At 72.6% G+C, this 16,757-nt stretch carries 14 protein-coding genes and 1 riboswitch; of the genes, 7 read left to right on the plus strand and 7 right to left on the minus strand.

The window, feature by feature from the left end; genetic code table 11:
- Positions 1–4: 4 nt before the first annotated feature.
- The 7 genes from PD653B2_RS07370 to PD653B2_RS07400 all read left to right on the plus strand — a co-directional run bounded on the left by PD653B2_RS07370 (position 5) and on the right by PD653B2_RS07400 (position 8,112).
- Positions 5–2,119 carry a putative cobaltochelatase gene (locus tag PD653B2_RS07370; RefSeq protein WP_085871692.1) on the plus strand — a complete coding sequence of 705 codons (2,115 nt, stop codon included), beginning with the start codon at positions 5–7 and terminating at the stop codon, positions 2,117–2,119.
- Entirely contained in the window at positions 2,119–2,733 is a 615-nt protein-coding gene (cobO, locus tag PD653B2_RS07375; protein ID WP_085871693.1) for a cob(I)yrinic acid a,c-diamide adenosyltransferase, read from the plus strand. The genes PD653B2_RS07370 and cobO overlap by 1 nt, the downstream gene beginning before the upstream one ends.
- Positions 2,734–2,737: 4 nt before the next feature.
- The gene (locus PD653B2_RS07380; RefSeq protein ID WP_085871694.1) at positions 2,738–5,149 is read left to right on the plus strand and encodes a cobyrinate a,c-diamide synthase; all 2,412 of its coding nucleotides are present in this window, start codon (positions 2,738–2,740) and stop codon (positions 5,147–5,149) included.
- A 173-nt stretch (positions 5,150–5,322) separates the two neighbouring features.
- Positions 5,323–5,541, plus strand: coding sequence for a CbtB domain-containing protein (locus PD653B2_RS07385; protein WP_085871695.1), 219 nt, complete (start codon positions 5,323–5,325; stop codon positions 5,539–5,541).
- 103 nt (positions 5,542–5,644) lie between these two features.
- The gene (locus tag PD653B2_RS07390) at positions 5,645–6,415 is read left to right on the plus strand and encodes a CbtA family protein (protein ID WP_085871696.1); all 771 of its coding nucleotides are present in this window, start codon (positions 5,645–5,647) and stop codon (positions 6,413–6,415) included.
- Between the two features lie 30 nt (positions 6,416–6,445).
- A complete protein-coding gene (locus PD653B2_RS07395) occupies positions 6,446–7,189 on the plus strand; it encodes an adenosylcobinamide-GDP ribazoletransferase (RefSeq protein WP_278247485.1) in 744 nt (247 codons plus the stop codon).
- Entirely contained in the window at positions 7,186–8,112 is a 927-nt protein-coding gene (locus PD653B2_RS07400) for a CobD/CbiB family cobalamin biosynthesis protein (protein ID WP_089503908.1), read from the plus strand. Before PD653B2_RS07395 ends, PD653B2_RS07400 begins: the two co-directional genes overlap by 4 nt.
- 15 nt (positions 8,113–8,127) lie before the next feature.
- Here PD653B2_RS07400 and cobU read toward each other — a convergent pair whose 3' ends face one another.
- The 7 genes from cobU to PD653B2_RS07435 form a co-directional block, all read right to left on the minus strand.
- Positions 8,128–8,655 carry a bifunctional adenosylcobinamide kinase/adenosylcobinamide-phosphate guanylyltransferase gene (cobU, locus tag PD653B2_RS07405; RefSeq protein ID WP_085871698.1) on the minus strand — a complete coding sequence of 176 codons (528 nt, stop codon included), beginning with the start codon at positions 8,653–8,655 and terminating at the stop codon, positions 8,128–8,130.
- Positions 8,652–9,389: a cobalt-precorrin-6A reductase gene (locus PD653B2_RS07410; protein ID WP_085871813.1), complete on the minus strand. Its 738-nt coding sequence runs from the start codon at positions 9,387–9,389 to the stop codon at positions 8,652–8,654. Before PD653B2_RS07410 ends, cobU begins: the two co-directional genes overlap by 4 nt.
- Positions 9,386–10,867, minus strand: coding sequence for a cobyric acid synthase (locus tag PD653B2_RS07415; protein WP_085871699.1), 1,482 nt, complete (start codon positions 10,865–10,867; stop codon positions 9,386–9,388). The genes PD653B2_RS07410 and PD653B2_RS07415 overlap by 4 nt, the downstream gene beginning before the upstream one ends.
- Entirely contained in the window at positions 10,864–11,217 is a 354-nt protein-coding gene (locus PD653B2_RS07420) for a hypothetical protein (RefSeq protein WP_207559417.1), read from the minus strand. The genes PD653B2_RS07415 and PD653B2_RS07420 overlap by 4 nt, the downstream gene beginning before the upstream one ends.
- On the minus strand, positions 11,214–11,936 hold the full coding sequence (gene cobF / locus PD653B2_RS07425) for a precorrin-6A synthase (deacetylating) (protein WP_207559418.1): 723 nt from the start codon (positions 11,934–11,936) through the stop codon (positions 11,214–11,216). Before cobF ends, PD653B2_RS07420 begins: the two co-directional genes overlap by 4 nt.
- Entirely contained in the window at positions 11,933–15,538 is a 3,606-nt protein-coding gene (gene cobN, locus PD653B2_RS07430) for a cobaltochelatase subunit CobN (RefSeq protein WP_085871700.1), read from the minus strand. Before cobN ends, cobF begins: the two co-directional genes overlap by 4 nt.
- Positions 15,539–15,569: 31 nt before the next feature.
- A riboswitch (cobalamin riboswitch) is annotated at positions 15,570–15,715 on the minus strand.
- A gap of 562 nt (positions 15,716–16,277) precedes the next feature.
- Positions 16,278–16,730: an SRPBCC family protein gene (locus PD653B2_RS07435; protein ID WP_085871816.1), complete on the minus strand. Its 453-nt coding sequence runs from the start codon at positions 16,728–16,730 to the stop codon at positions 16,278–16,280.
- Positions 16,731–16,757 lie beyond the last annotated feature (27 nt).

Raw genomic sequence — 16,757 nt, forward strand, 5'->3', positions numbered from 1 at the left:
TCCCATGCCACTGCAGTTTCCCTTCAGCGCCGTCGTCGGATCCGACGACATGGCCCTGGCCCTGGTCCTCACCACGATCTCGCCTGGCGTCGGCGGGGTGCTGGTGCGCGGCGAGAAGGGCACCGCGAAGTCCACGATCGTGCGTGCACTGGCCTCCGTCCTGCCACCGATCGACGTGGTCGCGGGCGACCGGTTCTCCACCGACCCACGCGACCCCACGCCGCTCTCGCCGGACGGGCCGTTCGCGGCGGACGCCCCGACGGAGACGCGGCCGGTGCGGCTCGTCGAGCTGCCGGTCGGCGCCACCGAGGACCGCGTCCTCGGCTCCCTGCACCTCGAGCGCGCGCTGTCGGAGGGCAAGGCGGAGTACGAGCCTGGTCTCCTCGCCCGCGCCCACCGCGGGATCCTCTACGTCGACGAGGTCAACCTCCTCCACGACCACCTCGTCGACCTGCTGCTCGACGCCGCCGCCATGGGCCGGTCGACCGTCGAGCGCGACGGTGTCTCGGTCGAGCACGCCGCCCGGTTCGTCCTCGTCGGCACGATGAACCCCGAGGAGGGCGAGCTCCGTCCGCAACTGCTCGACCGGTTCGGCCTCACCGTCGAGGTCGCCGCGCCGCGCGACCCCGCCTCCCGCGCCGAGGTCGTCCGCCGCAGGATATCCTTCGACACCGATCCGGAGTCCTTCGCCCGCCAGTACGCCGAGTCGGAACGCGCGCTCACCGACCGGATCCAGGCGGCCCAGAAGCTCGTCGCGGAGGTCGAGCTCCGCGACGACGTACTTCTCAAGATCGCCGAGGTCTGCGCGGCCTTCGAGGTCGACGGCATGCGCGCCGACATCGTCACGGCCCGGACCGCCGTCGCCCATGCCGCCTGGCACGGCCGCACCTCGGTCACCACCGCCGACGTCCGCGCCGCCGCCCGCCTCGCACTCCCCCACCGTCGCCGCCGCAACCCCTTCGACGCCCCCGGGCTCGACGAGGAGCTGCTCGACCAGGTGCTCGGCGACGACGACCCCTCGCCGGAGCCCCCCGAGCCGCAGGGCGGATCCGAGGGGGAAGAGCCCGAGGGGGAAGGGCCCGCGGACGGCCGTCCGGACACCGACCAGGACGGTCCCGGGGATCGCGAACCCACGAGCGGGACGCAATCACCGCCGGACTCCTCCTCGAGCCCCTCCGATGGCGGCGAGAGCGCGCCGCCGTCGACGGCCGGCGAAGCCACAGCAGACGCAGCCGCCGCGGGCGACGCTCCCGGCCGGCTGGACACCACCGTCGACGCGCAGACCCCCTATCGGCCCAGGCTCTTCACGGTCCACGGCACCGGCGAGGGCGAGGCCGGTCGGCGCAGCCGCGCCATGACCGAGTCCGGACGTCGGATCGGGTCCCGACGCAGCACGGGCGGGGCAGGCTCGATCCACGTCGCCGAGACCGTGCGCGCGGCCGCGCCCCACCAGCTCGCCCGCGGCCGAACGTCGGGCAGCCTGCTGTTCCGCCCCGACGACCTGCGCGTGGCGACCCGTGAGGGGCAGGAGTCCAACCTGGTGCTCTTCTGCGTCGATGCCTCCGGGTCGATGGCCGCGCGTCGCCGCATGGAGCAGGTCAAGACCGCGATCCTCTCGCTGCTGCTGGACGCCTACCGTCGCCGCGACAAGGTCGGGCTCGTGACGTTCCGGGGCGACCGCGCCGACCTGGCGCTGCCGCCCACCCGCTCCGTCGACATCGCCGCGACCCGACTCGAAGGACTCCCTGCGGGAGGGCGCACGCCGCTGGCCGAGGGCCTGCTCGAGGCCGCCCGTGTGCTGCGCGTCGAACGCGTCCGCGACCCGCGTCGACGCCCTCTGCTCGTCGTCGTCACCGACGGTCGCGCGACCTGCGGACCCGACGCCGTCGCGCGGGCGCGGACAGCAGCGGCTCACCTCGCGGAGGCCGGGGTGACCTCGCTGGTCGTCGACTCCGAGACCGGCTCGTTCCGGCTCGGGCTCGCCCGGGACCTGGCCGGCGTACTACGCGCCGAGCACGTCCCGGTCGACGAGGTCAGCGCGACCGGGCTCACCACGCTCGTCCACGACCGTGTGCATCCCCGCACGACCACCGACACCAGTACCGAAGGAGCAGCCTGATGCCCCAGGGCCAGCCACTCACCGTCCCCGACGACGGTCTCAGCACCCGCGAGCGCCGCGAGCAACCGCTGCTGATGGTGCACACCGGCGACGGCAAGGGGAAGTCGACTGCCGCCTTCGGGCTCGCGATCCGCGCCTGGAACCAGGGCTGGAACATCGGCGTCTTCCAGTTCGTGAAGTCCGCCAAGTGGCGCATCGGCGAGCAGACCGTGCTCGAGCGACTCGGCGCACTGCACCAGGAGACCGGCGAGGGCGGCCCGGTGGAGTGGCACAAGATGGGCGCCGGCTGGTCGTGGTCCCGCAAGGCCGGCGACGAGACCGACCACGCCGCCGAGGCAGCCGAGGGGTGGGCCGAGGTCAAGCGCCGGATCGCCGCGCAGACCCATGACCTGCTGATCCTCGACGAGTTCACCTACCCGATGGAGTGGGGGTGGGTCGACGTCGAGGACGTCGTCGATACCCTGAGCCAGCGGCCCGGGCGACAGTTCGTCGTGGTCACCGGCCGGCGTGCGCACCCCCGGCTCGTCGAGGTCTCCGACCTGGTCACCGAGATGACGAAGGTCAAACACCAGATGGACCGCGGTCAGAAGGGCCAGCGAGGCATCGAGTGGTGACGCCGTGACGAGCCTCCCCCGGTTCGTCGTCGCCGCTCCGGCGACCGGCCAGGGAAAGACCACCGTCGCGACCGGTCTGATGGCCGCGCTGACCCGCGCGGGCCACGTGGTCAGCGGCCACAAGGTCGGGCCGGACTACATCGATCCGGGCTACCACGCCCTGGCGAGCGGCCGCCCCGGCCGCAACCTCGATCCCCACCTCGTCGGCGAGGACAGGATCGTCCCGCTGCTGCTGCACGGCGCCGCCGGCGCCGACGTCGCCGTCGTCGAAGGCGTGATGGGCCTGTACGACGGCCGGGTCGGTGGTGAGGGCTTCTCCTCGACAGCGCACGTCGCCGCCCTCACCGGGTCGCCCGTCGTCCTGGTCATCGACATCTCCCGTTCCTCTCGTTCGATCGGGGCGGTCGTCCACGGCATGGCGACCTTCGACCCGCGCGTCGAGGTCGCTGGTGTGATCCTCAACAAGGCCGGTTCGCCGCGCCACGCGCAGGAGGTTGCCAGCTCGATCGGCCTGCCCGTCCTGGGCACGATCGGTCGCGACGACGCGTTCGCCGCACCCTCGCGCCACCTCGGCCTCGTCCCCGCGGCAGAGCGCGACGAGGCCACGCACGCCCTCGACCGGCTGGCGGACCACGTCGCCCAGACGGTCGACCTGGATGCCGTGCTCCGGATCGCGCGCAGCGCTGCCGACCTGTCCGCCGATCCGTGGGACCCGGTCGCCGAGGTGCACGCTCCCAGCGGTGCTCGCCCCGTCGTCGCGATGGCCGGCGGTCGCGCGTTCACCTTCCGCTACACCGAGACCGAGGAGCTGCTCCGCGCAGCCGGATGCGACGTCGCCACCTTCGACCCGCTCACCGACCAGGCGCTGCCCGCCGGCACCAGCGGCCTCTACCTCGGCGGCGGCTTCCCCGAGGTCCACGCCCTCGCGCTGGCCGCCAACACCGCGCTGCGCGAGGACCTGCGCGTCGCCGTCGCCGACGGCATCCCAACGGTCGCCGAGTGTGCCGGCCTGCTCTACCTCTGCAGCACCGTCGACGACGCGCCGATGGTCGGCGCCCTGGCGGCCGAGGCACGGATGACCCCGCGGCTGACCCTGCGTTACCCCACCGCCACGGCAGCCACCGACTCGCTCCTGACCCGCGCCGACGAGCAGGTGAGCGGCCATGAGTTCCATCGCACGCACACCCGCCCCCAGGCCGGAGACACCCCTGCCTGGACGATCGACGGCGACCGGGTCGGCTTCGCCACGCCGACCCTGCACGCGTCCTACCTGCACACCCACTGGGCCGGTCACCCCCACCTCGCCCAGCGCTTCGCCGACGCCGTCCACGCCGCCACCCCGCACATCCAGACGGCCTCCAGCACCAGCGCGGTGCGGCAGGGCCGCTCGGCACCACTCGCGGACCCCTTGCGCCACCACGGCGACGCGGAGGCCGAGAAGGGGTTGCTCGACCTCGCCGTCAACGTCTATGCCGGGCCACGGCCGTCCTGGCTCGACGACGCCCTGCGAGCCAGTCTCGACGAGATCGGACGTTACCCGACCTCCGCGCGGGCCGAGCAGGCGATCGCCACCCGCCACGGCCGCGACGCCACCGAGGTGCTGGCGACCGCCGGCGCCGCCGAGGCGTTCACGCTGCTCGCGCGGCTGCGCGCCTGGCGGGCACCGGTCGTGGTGCACCCGCAGTTCACCGAGCCGCATGCCGCGCTCGAGCTGGCCGGGCACCACGTCGTCGAGGTTCGCTGCCGGGCGGAGGACGGATTCACGCTGCGGGGCAAAGATATTCCCGAGTGGGCCGACCTCGTCGTGCTCGGCAACCCGACCAATCCAACCGGTGTGCTCCACCCGGCCGCGACGGTACGTGGGCTGCTGCGGCCCGGTCGGGTGGTCGTCGTCGACGAGGCCTTCATGGACACCGTCCCCGGCGAGCCCGAGTCGCTGGCCGGTGAGGCGCACCCCGGTCTCGTCGTGCTGCGCAGCCTGACCAAGCACTGGGCGATCCCCGGGATCCGCGCCGGCTACCTGCTCGCCGACCCCGAGGTCGTGGCCGACCTGCGCCGTCATCAGGTCCCCTGGTCGGTCTCGACGACCGCGGCCGCCGCGATGGTGGCGTGCTCATCTGACTTCGCCTCGGAGGAGTCGGTACGCCGTGCCGCCCAGATTGTCGCCTGGAGGTGCGGGCTCGAGGACGCCCTGCGTGCGCGAGGCATCCCGTTCGTGGAGTCGTCCGCGTCGTTCGTCCTCGCGGAGGTCGGCGCGGGTGTCCACGTGGCTTTGCGACGGCTCGGGGTCGCCGTACGCCGGGCCGACACGTTCCCCGGGCTCGGCCCCTCGTGGGTGCGGATCGCCGTACGACCCGAGCCACAGACCCGGCAGCTCCTCGACGCGCTGGACACCCTTGCACCGCAGGGCAGCTGATGCCCTAGGGTGCTGTCTGCGGGCACGAGGAAGCCGGTGGGATTCCGGCACAGTCGCGCTACTGTGACACCTCCTCCAGACAGGTCCCCCGGGACCGGTCGGGCGGTGGTGGAGTCAGACCCGAGTGTCCGTCCACCCCATCAAGAGGGACGCAAGCATCCCTAGGAGGACACATGTCTCACGCCGCTTCCGCCGCCCCCACCACCGAGGTCGCCGTCCCGGCGATCCCCGTCGCCGAGCTGGCGCCGTGGGCGCTGTTCTTCGGTCTTCTCGCCACGCTCGTGCTGTTCTTCGTCAGCGCCGACCAGGGGGCCGTCTCGCTCACCTCGGGCACGCTCATCCACGAGTTCGTGCACGACGGTCGCCACCTGCTCGCCTTCCCCTGCCACTGAGAGCGGCCGTCCTCCACGGACAGACCGCTTCTCGCTGCAGCCGCTTCCCGGGAGAATGGGCGTCTCGACGCGCCCGGACCCGGGCCTCCGAACGGAACCCTCGATGACCGCACGGGCCCTGCTCGTCCGTGGTCTGATCGCCGGTCTGCTCGCCGGCATCGCCACGTTCCTCGTCGCCCACCAGGTCGGCGAACCGCCGGTGGAGACCGCCATCTCGCTGGAGGAGTCCTCCGCCCACCACAGCGAGGCCACCGCCGGAGCCCACTCGCACGGCTCCGAGGAGGCCGTCGTGTCCCGCGAGACCCAGAGGACTTGGGGGCTGCTGACCGGGACCCTCGCCGTCGGCACCGCGCTCGGCGGCCTCGTGGCCCTGGGATCCGCGCTCGTCGCCGGCCGGGTCGGGCGCCTCCGCCCGACCGCGGCCACCGCCGTCGTGACCCTCACGGGCTTCACGACAGTGGCCCTCGTGCCCTTCCTGAAGTACCCCGCCAACCCACCGGGCGTCGGCACGGCCGAGACGATCGGCGCCCGAACCGAGCAGTACTTCGGGTTCCTCGTCGTCTCCCTGGTCACGGGGATCCTCGCGCTGGCGCTGGCCGGACGGGTGTGGCCCCGGTTCGGCACGTGGGGCGCGGTCGTCATGGGCGTCGCCGCGTACGTCGTCGTGATGTCAGTCGCGGCCACGCTGATGCCGATGCCCGACGCGGTGGGCTCCTTCCCGGCCGACACCCTCTGGGCCTTCCGCCGCGGGTCGCTGCTCACCCTCGTCACGTTGTGGGCGGGCATCGGCGTCGTCCTGTCCGGGCTCGTCGGCCGCCTCGAGAAGCACGAGGCAGCGAAGGCGCAGCGCCGCGCCCTCGCCGCTTCCCTGTGAGCACGGGTGCCTGACTCCTGGCGTCTCGCGGTGGGCACCCTGACCGTCCTGAGGGTCCCGGCTCCCCACTCCGTGGATCGCCGTACCGCAGGGGCGGCGATGCTGCTCGCCCCCCTGGCCGTGCTCCCGCTCGGCGCGGGCGTCGCGCTGGTGCTGCTGGCCGGCCGCGCGGCGCACCTGCCTCCGCTCGTGACCGGCCTGCTCGCGGTCGGGCTGCTCGTGTTGGGCACGCGCGCCTTCCACGTCGACGGGCTGTCCGACACCGTCGACGGGATGACCGCGTCGTACGACCGGGAGCGGTCGCTGGCCGCCATGCGCACCGGGACGTCGGGGCCGGCCGGCGGCGCGGCGGTCCTGCTGGTGCTCGGGCTGCAAGCGACGTCGATGGCCTGGTTGGCGGGCCAGGCACGCGGCGCCGTGCTCGTCGGCACCCTCGTGTGCGTGTCGCGCTGCGCGCTGGCGCTCACCTGCCTCCGCGGCGTTCCGGCCGCTCGCGCCGACGGGCTCGGTGAGACCTACACCGAGTCGGTCCCCCGCCCCGCGGCTGCCCTGACTCTGCTCCTGGCGCTGGTCGTGGGCGGACTGGTCACCGGGTGGGCCGGGCTGTCCTGGTGGCGAGGAGCCATCGCCGTCGCCCTGGGTCTCGTCGTCACCCTGCTGCTCGTACGCCACGCCGTACGCCGCCTCGGTGGGGTGACCGGTGACGTCTTCGGGGCCGCGGTCGAGCTGTGCCTGGCCACCCTCCTCGTCGCCCTGGCCGGGGCCACCTCGTGAGCCGCGCCCTCGGGCTGGTCCTCGGGTTCGCCGCCGACCGGGTCTTCGCCGACCCCGGCCGGTGGCACCCGGTAGCGGGCTTCGGCCGGCTGGCCACCGCTGCCGAGTCGCGGTGGTGGTCGCCGTCGCGCGGCCGCGGCGTGGGGTACGCCGGGAGCCTCGTCGGCGCGGTCACGCTGGCCGGGGCACTCCTCGAGGGGAGCACGCGCGCTCGTCCCGGGTCACACACCCTCGTGACCGCGGCCGCGACCTGGGTCGTGCTCGGCGGCTCCTCGCTGGACCGCGAGGCCCGCGGTGTCGCGGCTCTCCTCGCGACCGATCGGCTGACCGAGGCCCGGCAGCGCCTCACCCACCTGGTCGGCCGCGAGACCGCGACGCTCACCGCCGACGAGGTCGCCCGGGCGGTGGTCGAGTCGATCGCCGAGAACACCTCGGACGCCGTGGTGGCCCCGCTCGTGCTCGGTGCGGTCGCGGGCGTGCCCGGGCTGCTCGGGTACCGCGCCGCCAACACGCTCGACGCGATGGTCGGCCACCGCAGCGAGCGGTACGCCGAGTTCGGCTGGGCCTCCGCCAGGCTCGACGACCTGCTCAACCTCCCCGGCGCGCGCGTCACCGCGCTGCTGGCCGCGCTGCTCGGACCCGAGACCGGCGGCGCGCTGACGGCCTGGCGTCGGGACTCACCGGGACACCCCAGCCCCAACGCCGGACCGGTCGAAGCCTCGTTCGCCGGTGCTCTGGGCCTCCGCCTCGGCGGCACCAACCACTACGGCGAGCGCACCGAGCACGGGGCCGTGATGGGGTCCGGCGCGAGTCCGACGGCAGCGGACATCTCCCCCGCGCTGGCCCTGGCCCGACGCGTCGATCTCGGCGCCCTCGCGATCGCCGTGCTGCTCACGCTCGGGACCCGCCGACCCCGCACGTAGCCGCCGTCCTGCGCCTCAGAGCACCAGCACCCGTCCGGCCACCACGAGGTGGACCTCGTCGCAGGCGGCCGCCAGGCGCTGGTTCACGGTGCCGAGCAGGTCGCGGAAGAGACGCCCGGAGCGGTGTTCGGGGACCACGCCGAGGCCGACCTCGTTGGTCACCAACACGACCGGGCCCGACGCCGAGACCAGCGCCGCCACAGCCGTCTCCACCCGGGAGTCGACCAGGGCCTGCACCTCGTCCGACGGCAGTTCCCACGCCTTCGCCTCGTCGAGGACGGCCGCGAGCCAGGTGCCCAGGCAGTCCACGAGCACCGCTCCGTCCCGCGAGAGCGCGGCAGCCAGGTCGCGCGACTCCAGCGTGGTCCACGTCGCCGGTCTGCGTGCACGGTGCGCGGCGATGCGCGCGGCCCAGTCGGGGTCGGGGTCATCGTCGGGGGTCGGCCCCGGAGCGACGTAGGTGACCGACTCCTCGTGCTCCAGCAGGTTCTCGGCGTGGCCGGACTTCCCGGACCGGACGCCTCCGGTCACCAGCACCTTCACAGCAGGCTCCGCACCCAGGTGACGGCCTGGTTGACGTCGGGCACGGTGCGTACGCCGCTCGGCGCGACCGGGCGGCGTACGACGACCACCGGGATCCCGAGCTGGGCGGCCGCGTCGAGTTTGGGACGGGTGTAGGAGCCGCCGGAGTCCTTGGTGACCAGCACGTCGCTGTGGTGCACCCGCATCACCTCCAGCTCGGCGGCGAGACCGAACGGGCCGCGATCGAGCAGCAGCCGCCACCGCGTCGGCACCGTCCCGGGATCATCGACCACCCGGACCAACGCCTCCCGGCTGGCCAGTGCCCCCGCGAAGTCACCCAGTGACTGCCGTCCGACGGTGAGAAACGGCCGCTCACCGAGGGTCGCCGCCACCCTCGCGGCTTCGCCGTGACCGTCGACCCAGTGCCAGTCCGCGGCCCCGGGGAGGGTCGACCAGCCGGGGCGCTGCAGCCGCAGCAGTGGGACACCCGCGGTCGCGCAGCCCTGCGCGGCGTGGGCCGAGATCTGGGCGGCGAACGGGTGCGTCGCGTCTACAACGGCGTGGTGTCCGGCGTTCACGAGGTGCTCGCGGAGACCCATCGCCCCGCCGAAGCCGCCGACCCGGACGTCCCCCACCGGCAGCCGCGGTTGCTGCACCCGTCCCGCCAGCGACGACAGCACCGGGACCCCCGCCTCCAGCAGCCGGGCCGCCAGGTCACGCGCCTCGGCGGTGCCGCCGAGCACGAGCACGCTCATCGACCGGCCCCCGGAGGCAGGACCGGCCACGCCCCGGACGGGCCCGTCCGGGCGAGGTCGAGCAGCGCGTCGACGGCGAGGTGCTCCTCCACCAGGTCCCCGAGCAGCTCGAGCCGGCGCTCGCGGGCGGCCGAGAAGCTCACCGCGGACGGGGCTCGTGACCCGCCGAGGAGTCGGGCGACCTCGCCCAGGAACGCCTGCCGGAAGGCATCGCCTTCCAGGCTGCCGTGCCACATCGTGCCGAAGACCGCCCCGTCCCGGGCACCTCCCAGGAACTCCTCCGCCTCGCCACGGGTGACGTGGCCGTGGTGGATCTCGTAGCCGCCCGTCGACCGCCCCAGCGCGGCCCCCTCCGAGAGCCGGAGCACCTTGTCGAGCGAGAAAATGGTCCTCGCGTCGAGCAGACTGAGACCCTCGACCACCTGGCCCGGCTCACCCTCGACGCCGAGGGGGTCCGCCACCGTTCGGCCGAGCATCTGGAACCCGCCGCAGAGGCCGAGCACCGGCCGACCGGCGCGGGCGTGCGCCAGGATCGCGCGGTCGAGTCCGCGCCGGCGCAACCAGGCGAGGTCGGCAATGGTCGCGCGGGTGCCGGGCAGCACGACCAGGTCGGCGTCCGACAGCCTCCGCGGGTCGCTGGTGAACACCACGTCGAGGTCGGGCTCGAGCCCGAGCGCGTCGACGTCGGTGAAGTTGCTGATCCGCGGCAGCCGTACGACGACGACCTTCAGCACGGACTCCTGCGGACCACGCCGGCCCTCCAGGTCGAGCGCGTCCTCGGAGTCCAGCCACACGTCGGGGTGCCAGGGCAGTACGCCGTGGACCGGGCGGCCCGTCAGCCGCTCCAGCTCCTCCAGCCCCGGGGTCAGCAGCGAGGCGTCGCCGCGGAACTTGTTGACCACGAAGCCCGCGACCAGTCGCTGGTCCGCCGGCTCCAGAAGCGCGACGGTGCCATACATCGCGGCGAACACGCCGCCACGATCGATGTCGCCCACCACGATCGCCGCCATGTCCGCGTGCCGCGCCAGGCCCATGTTGACGTAGTCACCGGCCCTCAGGTTGATCTCGGCGGGGCTTCCCGCGCCCTCCGCGACCACCACGTCGTAGCGGGAGGACAGGTCGTCGAAGGCGTCGTACGCCGCTCGCGCGAGGTGGCGTCGTCCGTCGACGAAGTCGCGCGAGGAGACCTCGCCGGCCGGGTGACCCATCACCACGACGTGGCTGTGCTGGTCGCCGCCGGGCTTGAGCAGCACCGGGTTCATCACGGCCTCCGGCTCGGCCCGGGCCGCCAGCGCCTGGATCCACTGCGCCCGCCCGATCTCGGCGCCGTCCCGGGTCACCATCGAGTTGTTGGACATGTTCTGCGCCTTGAAGGGTGCGACTAGCACGCCCCGACGGGTCAGCGCGCGACACAGACCCGTGGTGACGATGCTCTTGCCCGCGTCGGAGGTCGTACCGGCCACCAGCAGGGCGCTCACGCGGGACCTCCTCCGCGGGTGTCCGTGCCGAACCTGTGCGGCACGAGCTCGCGCGGCAGGGCGCCGCCGTCCTGGACCCACGTCACCAGCCGCTCGGTCGTGCGCGGGTTGAGCACCCCGCCGAGCCAGGTGTCGTGCGGGCGCCGCCCAGCGGTGAAGTCCCGCACCAGCACGACGTTGCTGCGGTCGCAATGGTCGAGGCAGTCCACGACGCGCACCCGTACGCCGGAGGCCCCGTCGCAGTCAAGCAGGGCGTCTCGCTGGGCGTCGTGGTCGGTCCTCGGGTGCTTCTCGGCGGTGCCGCAGCAGCAGCCGCGGCACAGCAGCACGTCGCGGTCGGGCCGGCTCATCGGCGCCTCAGCAAGTAGAGGTCCATCACCCAACCGGCGGCAGCACGCGCCCGCTCGCGGGCCTCCTCGACCGCGGGCAGCACGTCGCCCACCCGGCCGGAGAGGAGCTCCTCGCTCGGTGTACCGAGGTTGGCGCCCCACCAGATCCGCCAGTCCTCCAGCCCCGCGAGGTCGAGCGTGCGGTTGAGCATCACGACGACGTTGTCCTGGCCCTGCTCGATCGCCTCGCGCAGCCGCCGACCGGTCGTCACGTGGACCGGTCGACCCACCTCGTGCAGCACGATCCGGTGCCTGGCCGCCAGCAGCTGCGGGGCGCTGATCCCGGGAGTGACGTCGACCTCCAGGTCCACGCGCTGCGCCATCGCCTCGACGATCCGCAGGGTCGAGTCGTACAGGGACGGATCGCCCCACACCAGCATCCCGACGTCGCCGGGTCGTTCGTCGAGGACCCGCAGGTGCGCGGTCACCCGAGCCTCGTGCCAGTCGTGGACCGCGCGGGCGTAGTCGTCGGGGTCGTCGCGGTCGCGCGGCGGATCGGAGACGACGACCAGGGGCGGGTCGCCGTAGGCCCGGCAGACCTCGGCGCGCACTTCGAGCAGCTGGTCGTCCTCGCCCTTGGCGAAGGCGAGGACGTAGTCGACCGTGCGCAGGGCGTCGGCTGCCTCTCGTGTGACGTGCTGCGGGCCCATGCCCACCCCGATGACGCGGACGCGCCTCACCCGCGGTCCTCCAGGTCTCCCTCGAGGTCGAGGTAGACGCCGCGCATGCGGTCCAGCACGTCGGGGTCGGGCTCGGCCCACAGCCCTCGGTCGACCGCTTCGTGCAGCTTCTCCACGATGCCGCGCAGGGCCCACGGGTTCGACTGCCTCATGAAGGCCTGGTTGGTCTCTTCGAGGACGTACTCCTGCGCCAGAGCGGTGTACATCCAGTCGTGGACCACGCCCGTGGTGGCGTCGAATCCGAAGAGGTAGTCGACGGTCGCCGCGAGCTCGAAGGCCCCCTTGTAGCCGTGCCGCTGCATCGCGCCGATCCAGCGTGGGTTGACCACCCGCGCTCGGAATACCCGGTTGATCTCTTCCTGCAGCGTCCGGGTCCGTACGGCGTCAGGGGTCGTCGAGTCACCGACGTACGCCTTGGGGTCGCTGCCGGTCAGCGCACGCACGGTGGCGACCATGCCGCCGTGGTACTGGAAGTAGTCGTCGGAGTCGGCGATGTCGTGCTCGCGGGTGTCGATGTTCTTCGCGGCGACCATGATCCGTCGGTAGTTCACCCGCATGTCGTCGGCGGCCGGCGCACCGTCCAGGCCGCGCCCGTAGGCGAAGCCGCCCCAGGCCGTGTAGACCTCGGCCAGGTCGCGGTCGTCGCGCCAGCTCCCCGACTCGACCACCTGGAGGATCCCGGCGCCGTACGAGCCCGGCTTGGAGCCGAAGATCCGCGTGGTGGCCCGTCGCTCGTCGCCGTGCTCGGCGAGGTCAGCTCGGGTGTGCGCCCGCACCAAGTTGAGGTGGTCTGGCTCGTCGAGGTCAGCCACCAGGCGTATGGCGTCGTCCAGCATCGCCACGACGTGAGGGAAGGCGTCGCGGAAGAAGCCGGAGATGCGGACGGTCACGTCGATCCGCGGACGGCCCAGCTCCTCGAGGGCTATCACCCGCAGGTCCTTGACTCGGCGAGACGCCTCGTCCCACTCCGGTCGCACACCGAGCAGGGCCAGCACCTCGGCGACGTCGTCACCCGACGTACGCATCGCGCTGGTCCCCCAGACGGAGAGCCCCACCGACGACGGGTAGCCGCCGGTCTCCTCGAGGTAGCGCTGCACCAGCGAGTCGGCCATCGCGCAACCGGTCTGCCACGCCAGCCGGGACGGCACGGCGCGAGGATCGACGGTGTAGAAGTTGCGGCCCGTCGGCAGCACGTTGACCAGTCCACGCAGCGGCGAACCGGACGGCCCGGCCGGGATGAACCCGCCGTCGAGCGCATGCAGCACCGCGTCGAGCTCGTCGGTGGTGCGCTCCAGCCTGGGCACCACCTGGGTGGCGGCGAAGTGCAGCACCTCCTGGACGACCGGGTCGTCGTGCAGCTTGGCTGCGGTCCCCACCGCCCAGTCGGCGTCGTCCATCCGCTGCACCAGGTCGCGGGCCTGTCGCTCGAACTCGTCGACGGCCACGGTGGCCTCGGCGCCCTCCTTGAGACCCAGGGCCGCGCGCAGGCCCGGGACCGCGCGGGACTCACCGCCGAACACCTGAGCGGCGCGGAGGATCGCGAGCACCAGATTGACGCGTGCCTCGCCCGCAGGCGCCTGGCCCAGGACGTGCAGCCCGTCGCGGATCTGGGCGTCCTTGATCTCACAGAGCCAGCCGTCGACGTGCAGAATGAAGTCGTCGAACTCCTCGTCGTCGGGGCGCTCGTCCAGGCCGAGGTCGCGGTGCATCTCTGCGGCGTGCATCAGCTGCCAGATCTCGCCGCGGATGGCCGGCAGCTTGGCCGGGTCCATCGCCGCGATGTTGGCGTGCTCGTCGAGCAGTTGCTCGAGCCGGGCGATGTCGCCGTAGGACTCGGCGCGCGCCATGGGCGGGATCAGGTGGTCGACGATCGTGGCGTGCGCACGGCGCTTGGCCTGTGCCCCCTCCCCCGGGTCGTTGACGAGGAACGGGTAGATCAGCGGCAGGTTGCCGATCGCCGCGTCGGTGGCGCAGGCCGCGGAGAGCGCGGCGTTCTTGCCGGGCAGCCACTCCATCGAGCCGTGCTTGCCCAGGTGCACGACCGCGTGAGCCCCGAAGCCACCGGTGTCCTCCGACGCACCCAACCAGCGGTAGGCCGCGAGGTAGTGGTGCGACGGCGCGAGATCGGGGTCGTGGTAGATCGCGACCGGGTTCTCCCCGAAGCCCCTGGGCGGCTGGATGAGCAGGACGACGTTGCCCGCGGTGATCGTGGCGAGCACGATCTCCCCGCTGTCGTTGACGAAGAGTCGTCCGGGCGCGGGCCCCCACGCCTCGACCATCTCGGTCCGCAGCTCAGGGTGCAGGTCGGCCGTCCAGGCGGCGTACTGCTCCGGGGTGATCCGCACGTGCGCGTCGGTCAGCTGGGCCTGGGTCAGCCATTCCTCGTCCTGGCCGCCTGCCGCGATCAGCGCGTGGATCAGGGCGTCCCCGGCCTCGGTGTCGTCCTCGAGGTCGAGTCCGGGGATCGCACCCGTGGGGCCGAGGTCGTAGCCCGCGTCGCGCATCCGGCGCAGTAGCCGGACGGTGGAGACGGGGGTGTCCAGGCCCACGGCGTTGCCGACCCGGGAGTGCTTGGTGGGGTACGCCGACAGCATCAGCGCGACCTTGCGCTCGCTCGGCGGGATCCGCCGCAGGCGAGCATGGTTGACCGCGATGCCAGCGACCCGGGCAGATCGTTCGGCGTCGGCGACGTAGCGCGGCAAGCCGTCCTCGTCGATCTCCTTGAACGAGAACGGCGCGGTGATGATCCGGCCGTCGAACTCGGGGATCGCGATCTGGCTGGCCGAGTCGAGCGGCGTGACGCCGTCGTCGGAGGCCTCCCACTCCTCGCGACTGCTGGTCAGGCACAGCCCCTGGAGCACGGGGATGTCGAGCGCGGCGATCCGCTCCACGTCCCACGCCTCATCGTCCCCGCCGGCGCTGGCCCCGGCCGGCTGGCTCCCGCCGGCGGCGAGCACGGTCACCACCAGGGCGTCGAGGGTGCCCAGGGCGGCATACAGCTCGTCGGGCGCGGAGCGCAGCGAGGAGCTGAAGATCGGCACGCCGACCGCCTGGCCGGTGGCGTCGACCGCGTCGGCGAGCGCGTGCGCGAACGAGGTGTTCCCGCTGGCCTGGTGGGCGCGGTAGAACAGCACGCCGACTCGGGGCAGCTCCGCTGACAGCGGAGGCCGCTCCAGCACGCCCCAGGCCGGGACCTCTACCGGGGCCTCGAACCCCTCGCCGGTGAGCAGCACGGTGTCGGAGAGGAAGGCGTGCAACTGCGCGAGGTTGGCTGGGCCGCCCTCGGCGAGGTAGCGGTGCGCCTCTGCCGAGACACCGATCGGCACCGTCGAGAGCTCCATCAACTCGGCGCTGGGCTGCTGCTCCCCGCCGAGCACGACCATCGGCACCCCCGTCTCCCGGATGCGGGCGAAGCCGGAGCACAGGTCGTGCGGCGAGCCCAGGATGCGCCCGACCACGAGGTCGGCACCCTCAATGGTCTCCGCCATCGACTGGTGGCCGGGACGGGCCGGGTTGGCCCAGACGTAGGCGGCACCCGAGGCTCGCGCGGAAAGAAGGTCGGTGTCCGACGTGGACAGCAGCGCGATACGCATGCTTCTCATGGGCCAGGTCCTCCTCGGGGTTCTCGCCCCGTTGGGTGAATGTCCCGTGGCCAGTGTCTGGCTGTGCCGGCCGTCAGGTACGAGGACCGGCGTCACAGTGGCGGAACCGCCCCGGACTCTCACCGGGTTCCTGTTCCACGAGACGCGCGTGCGGCCACCCTAGGGGACGCCGGTGCCTCGCGGCCGGCGCGTCTCGACCGGCTGACAGCCGAGCGGGCCGCCAGCGCCGCCATCGGGGACAGTTCCCCTCACCTCGTGTCAGCCATGCGCAACGGATCCCGCACCACCACAAGACCCCGTGGCAGCCCCACGTTCCGTACTTAAGGGACCGGATAGCGAGGCAGGATTTGAACCTGAACCCTCTGGACGTGATCAGAGGCTTTGCGACGACTACGGTTTCGGGCCGGAAGCTACCGATTCGCTCGGTGTGGTGAGGGATTCGCCCTCGCTTCCAGTCTCAGGGTACCCGTCGAGTACCGAGTGAGACGGGCCCAATGTGGACCGTTAATGGACACCTATCAAATCCTGAGCGATGTGGACTCAGTGCGAGGGAAGCTCGCCGGTGAGCCGCCCGTGTCGCTCGGCGTTGGCCTCGTTGAGGCCGGTGATCTCGACGGTCTTGCCCTTGCGCTCGTACTTGGTGGTGATGGCATCAAGCTCAGCAACGCTCGGGATGGGCCGACGAGTTCATCAGTCAACTGGCGCGAGAGCTGGGCTGAGCGCCCAGGCTGGCCGCTCGTCAGCCGCTGGTCTCTCCGGACTCGAGCAGCCGCTTGAGCCTCGCCAGGTCCTTGGTCGTGGCTCGCCGCATAGCCAGTTCCATCACCGGTCCGGCGACCCGGGAGAAGCCAGAGGGAACGCCGCGGTTGCGCAGGGTCATCCGGGTGCCACCTTCGCGAGCGGGCTCCCAGGTATAGGTCGTCTCCATCGGGAACGGCCCATCCGCCGTGCGCATCACGAGCCGCTCACCCGGCACCCATTCGGCCACTTCATAGGTGTAGGCCAGCCTTCGACCGAGAAACTGGGCGACGAAGTCCATTCTTGACCCGACCTCCACGGGCGGCTCGGTCTGCCAGTCGACGGACTTGATGTTGGCGTACCAGGCCGGGGCGTTTCCCGGATCTCCGGCGTACGCCGCCACCTCGGCGGGCGACCGGTTGATCGTGGTCTCCACCAGGACGTCGACACTCATGCACACCATTCTGGCGGATCGCGCTCG

It is taken from the genome of Nocardioides sp. PD653-B2, assembly GCF_002117935.1.
In the GTDB taxonomy this organism is placed as follows: Bacteria; Actinomycetota; Actinomycetes; order Propionibacteriales; family Nocardioidaceae; genus Nocardioides.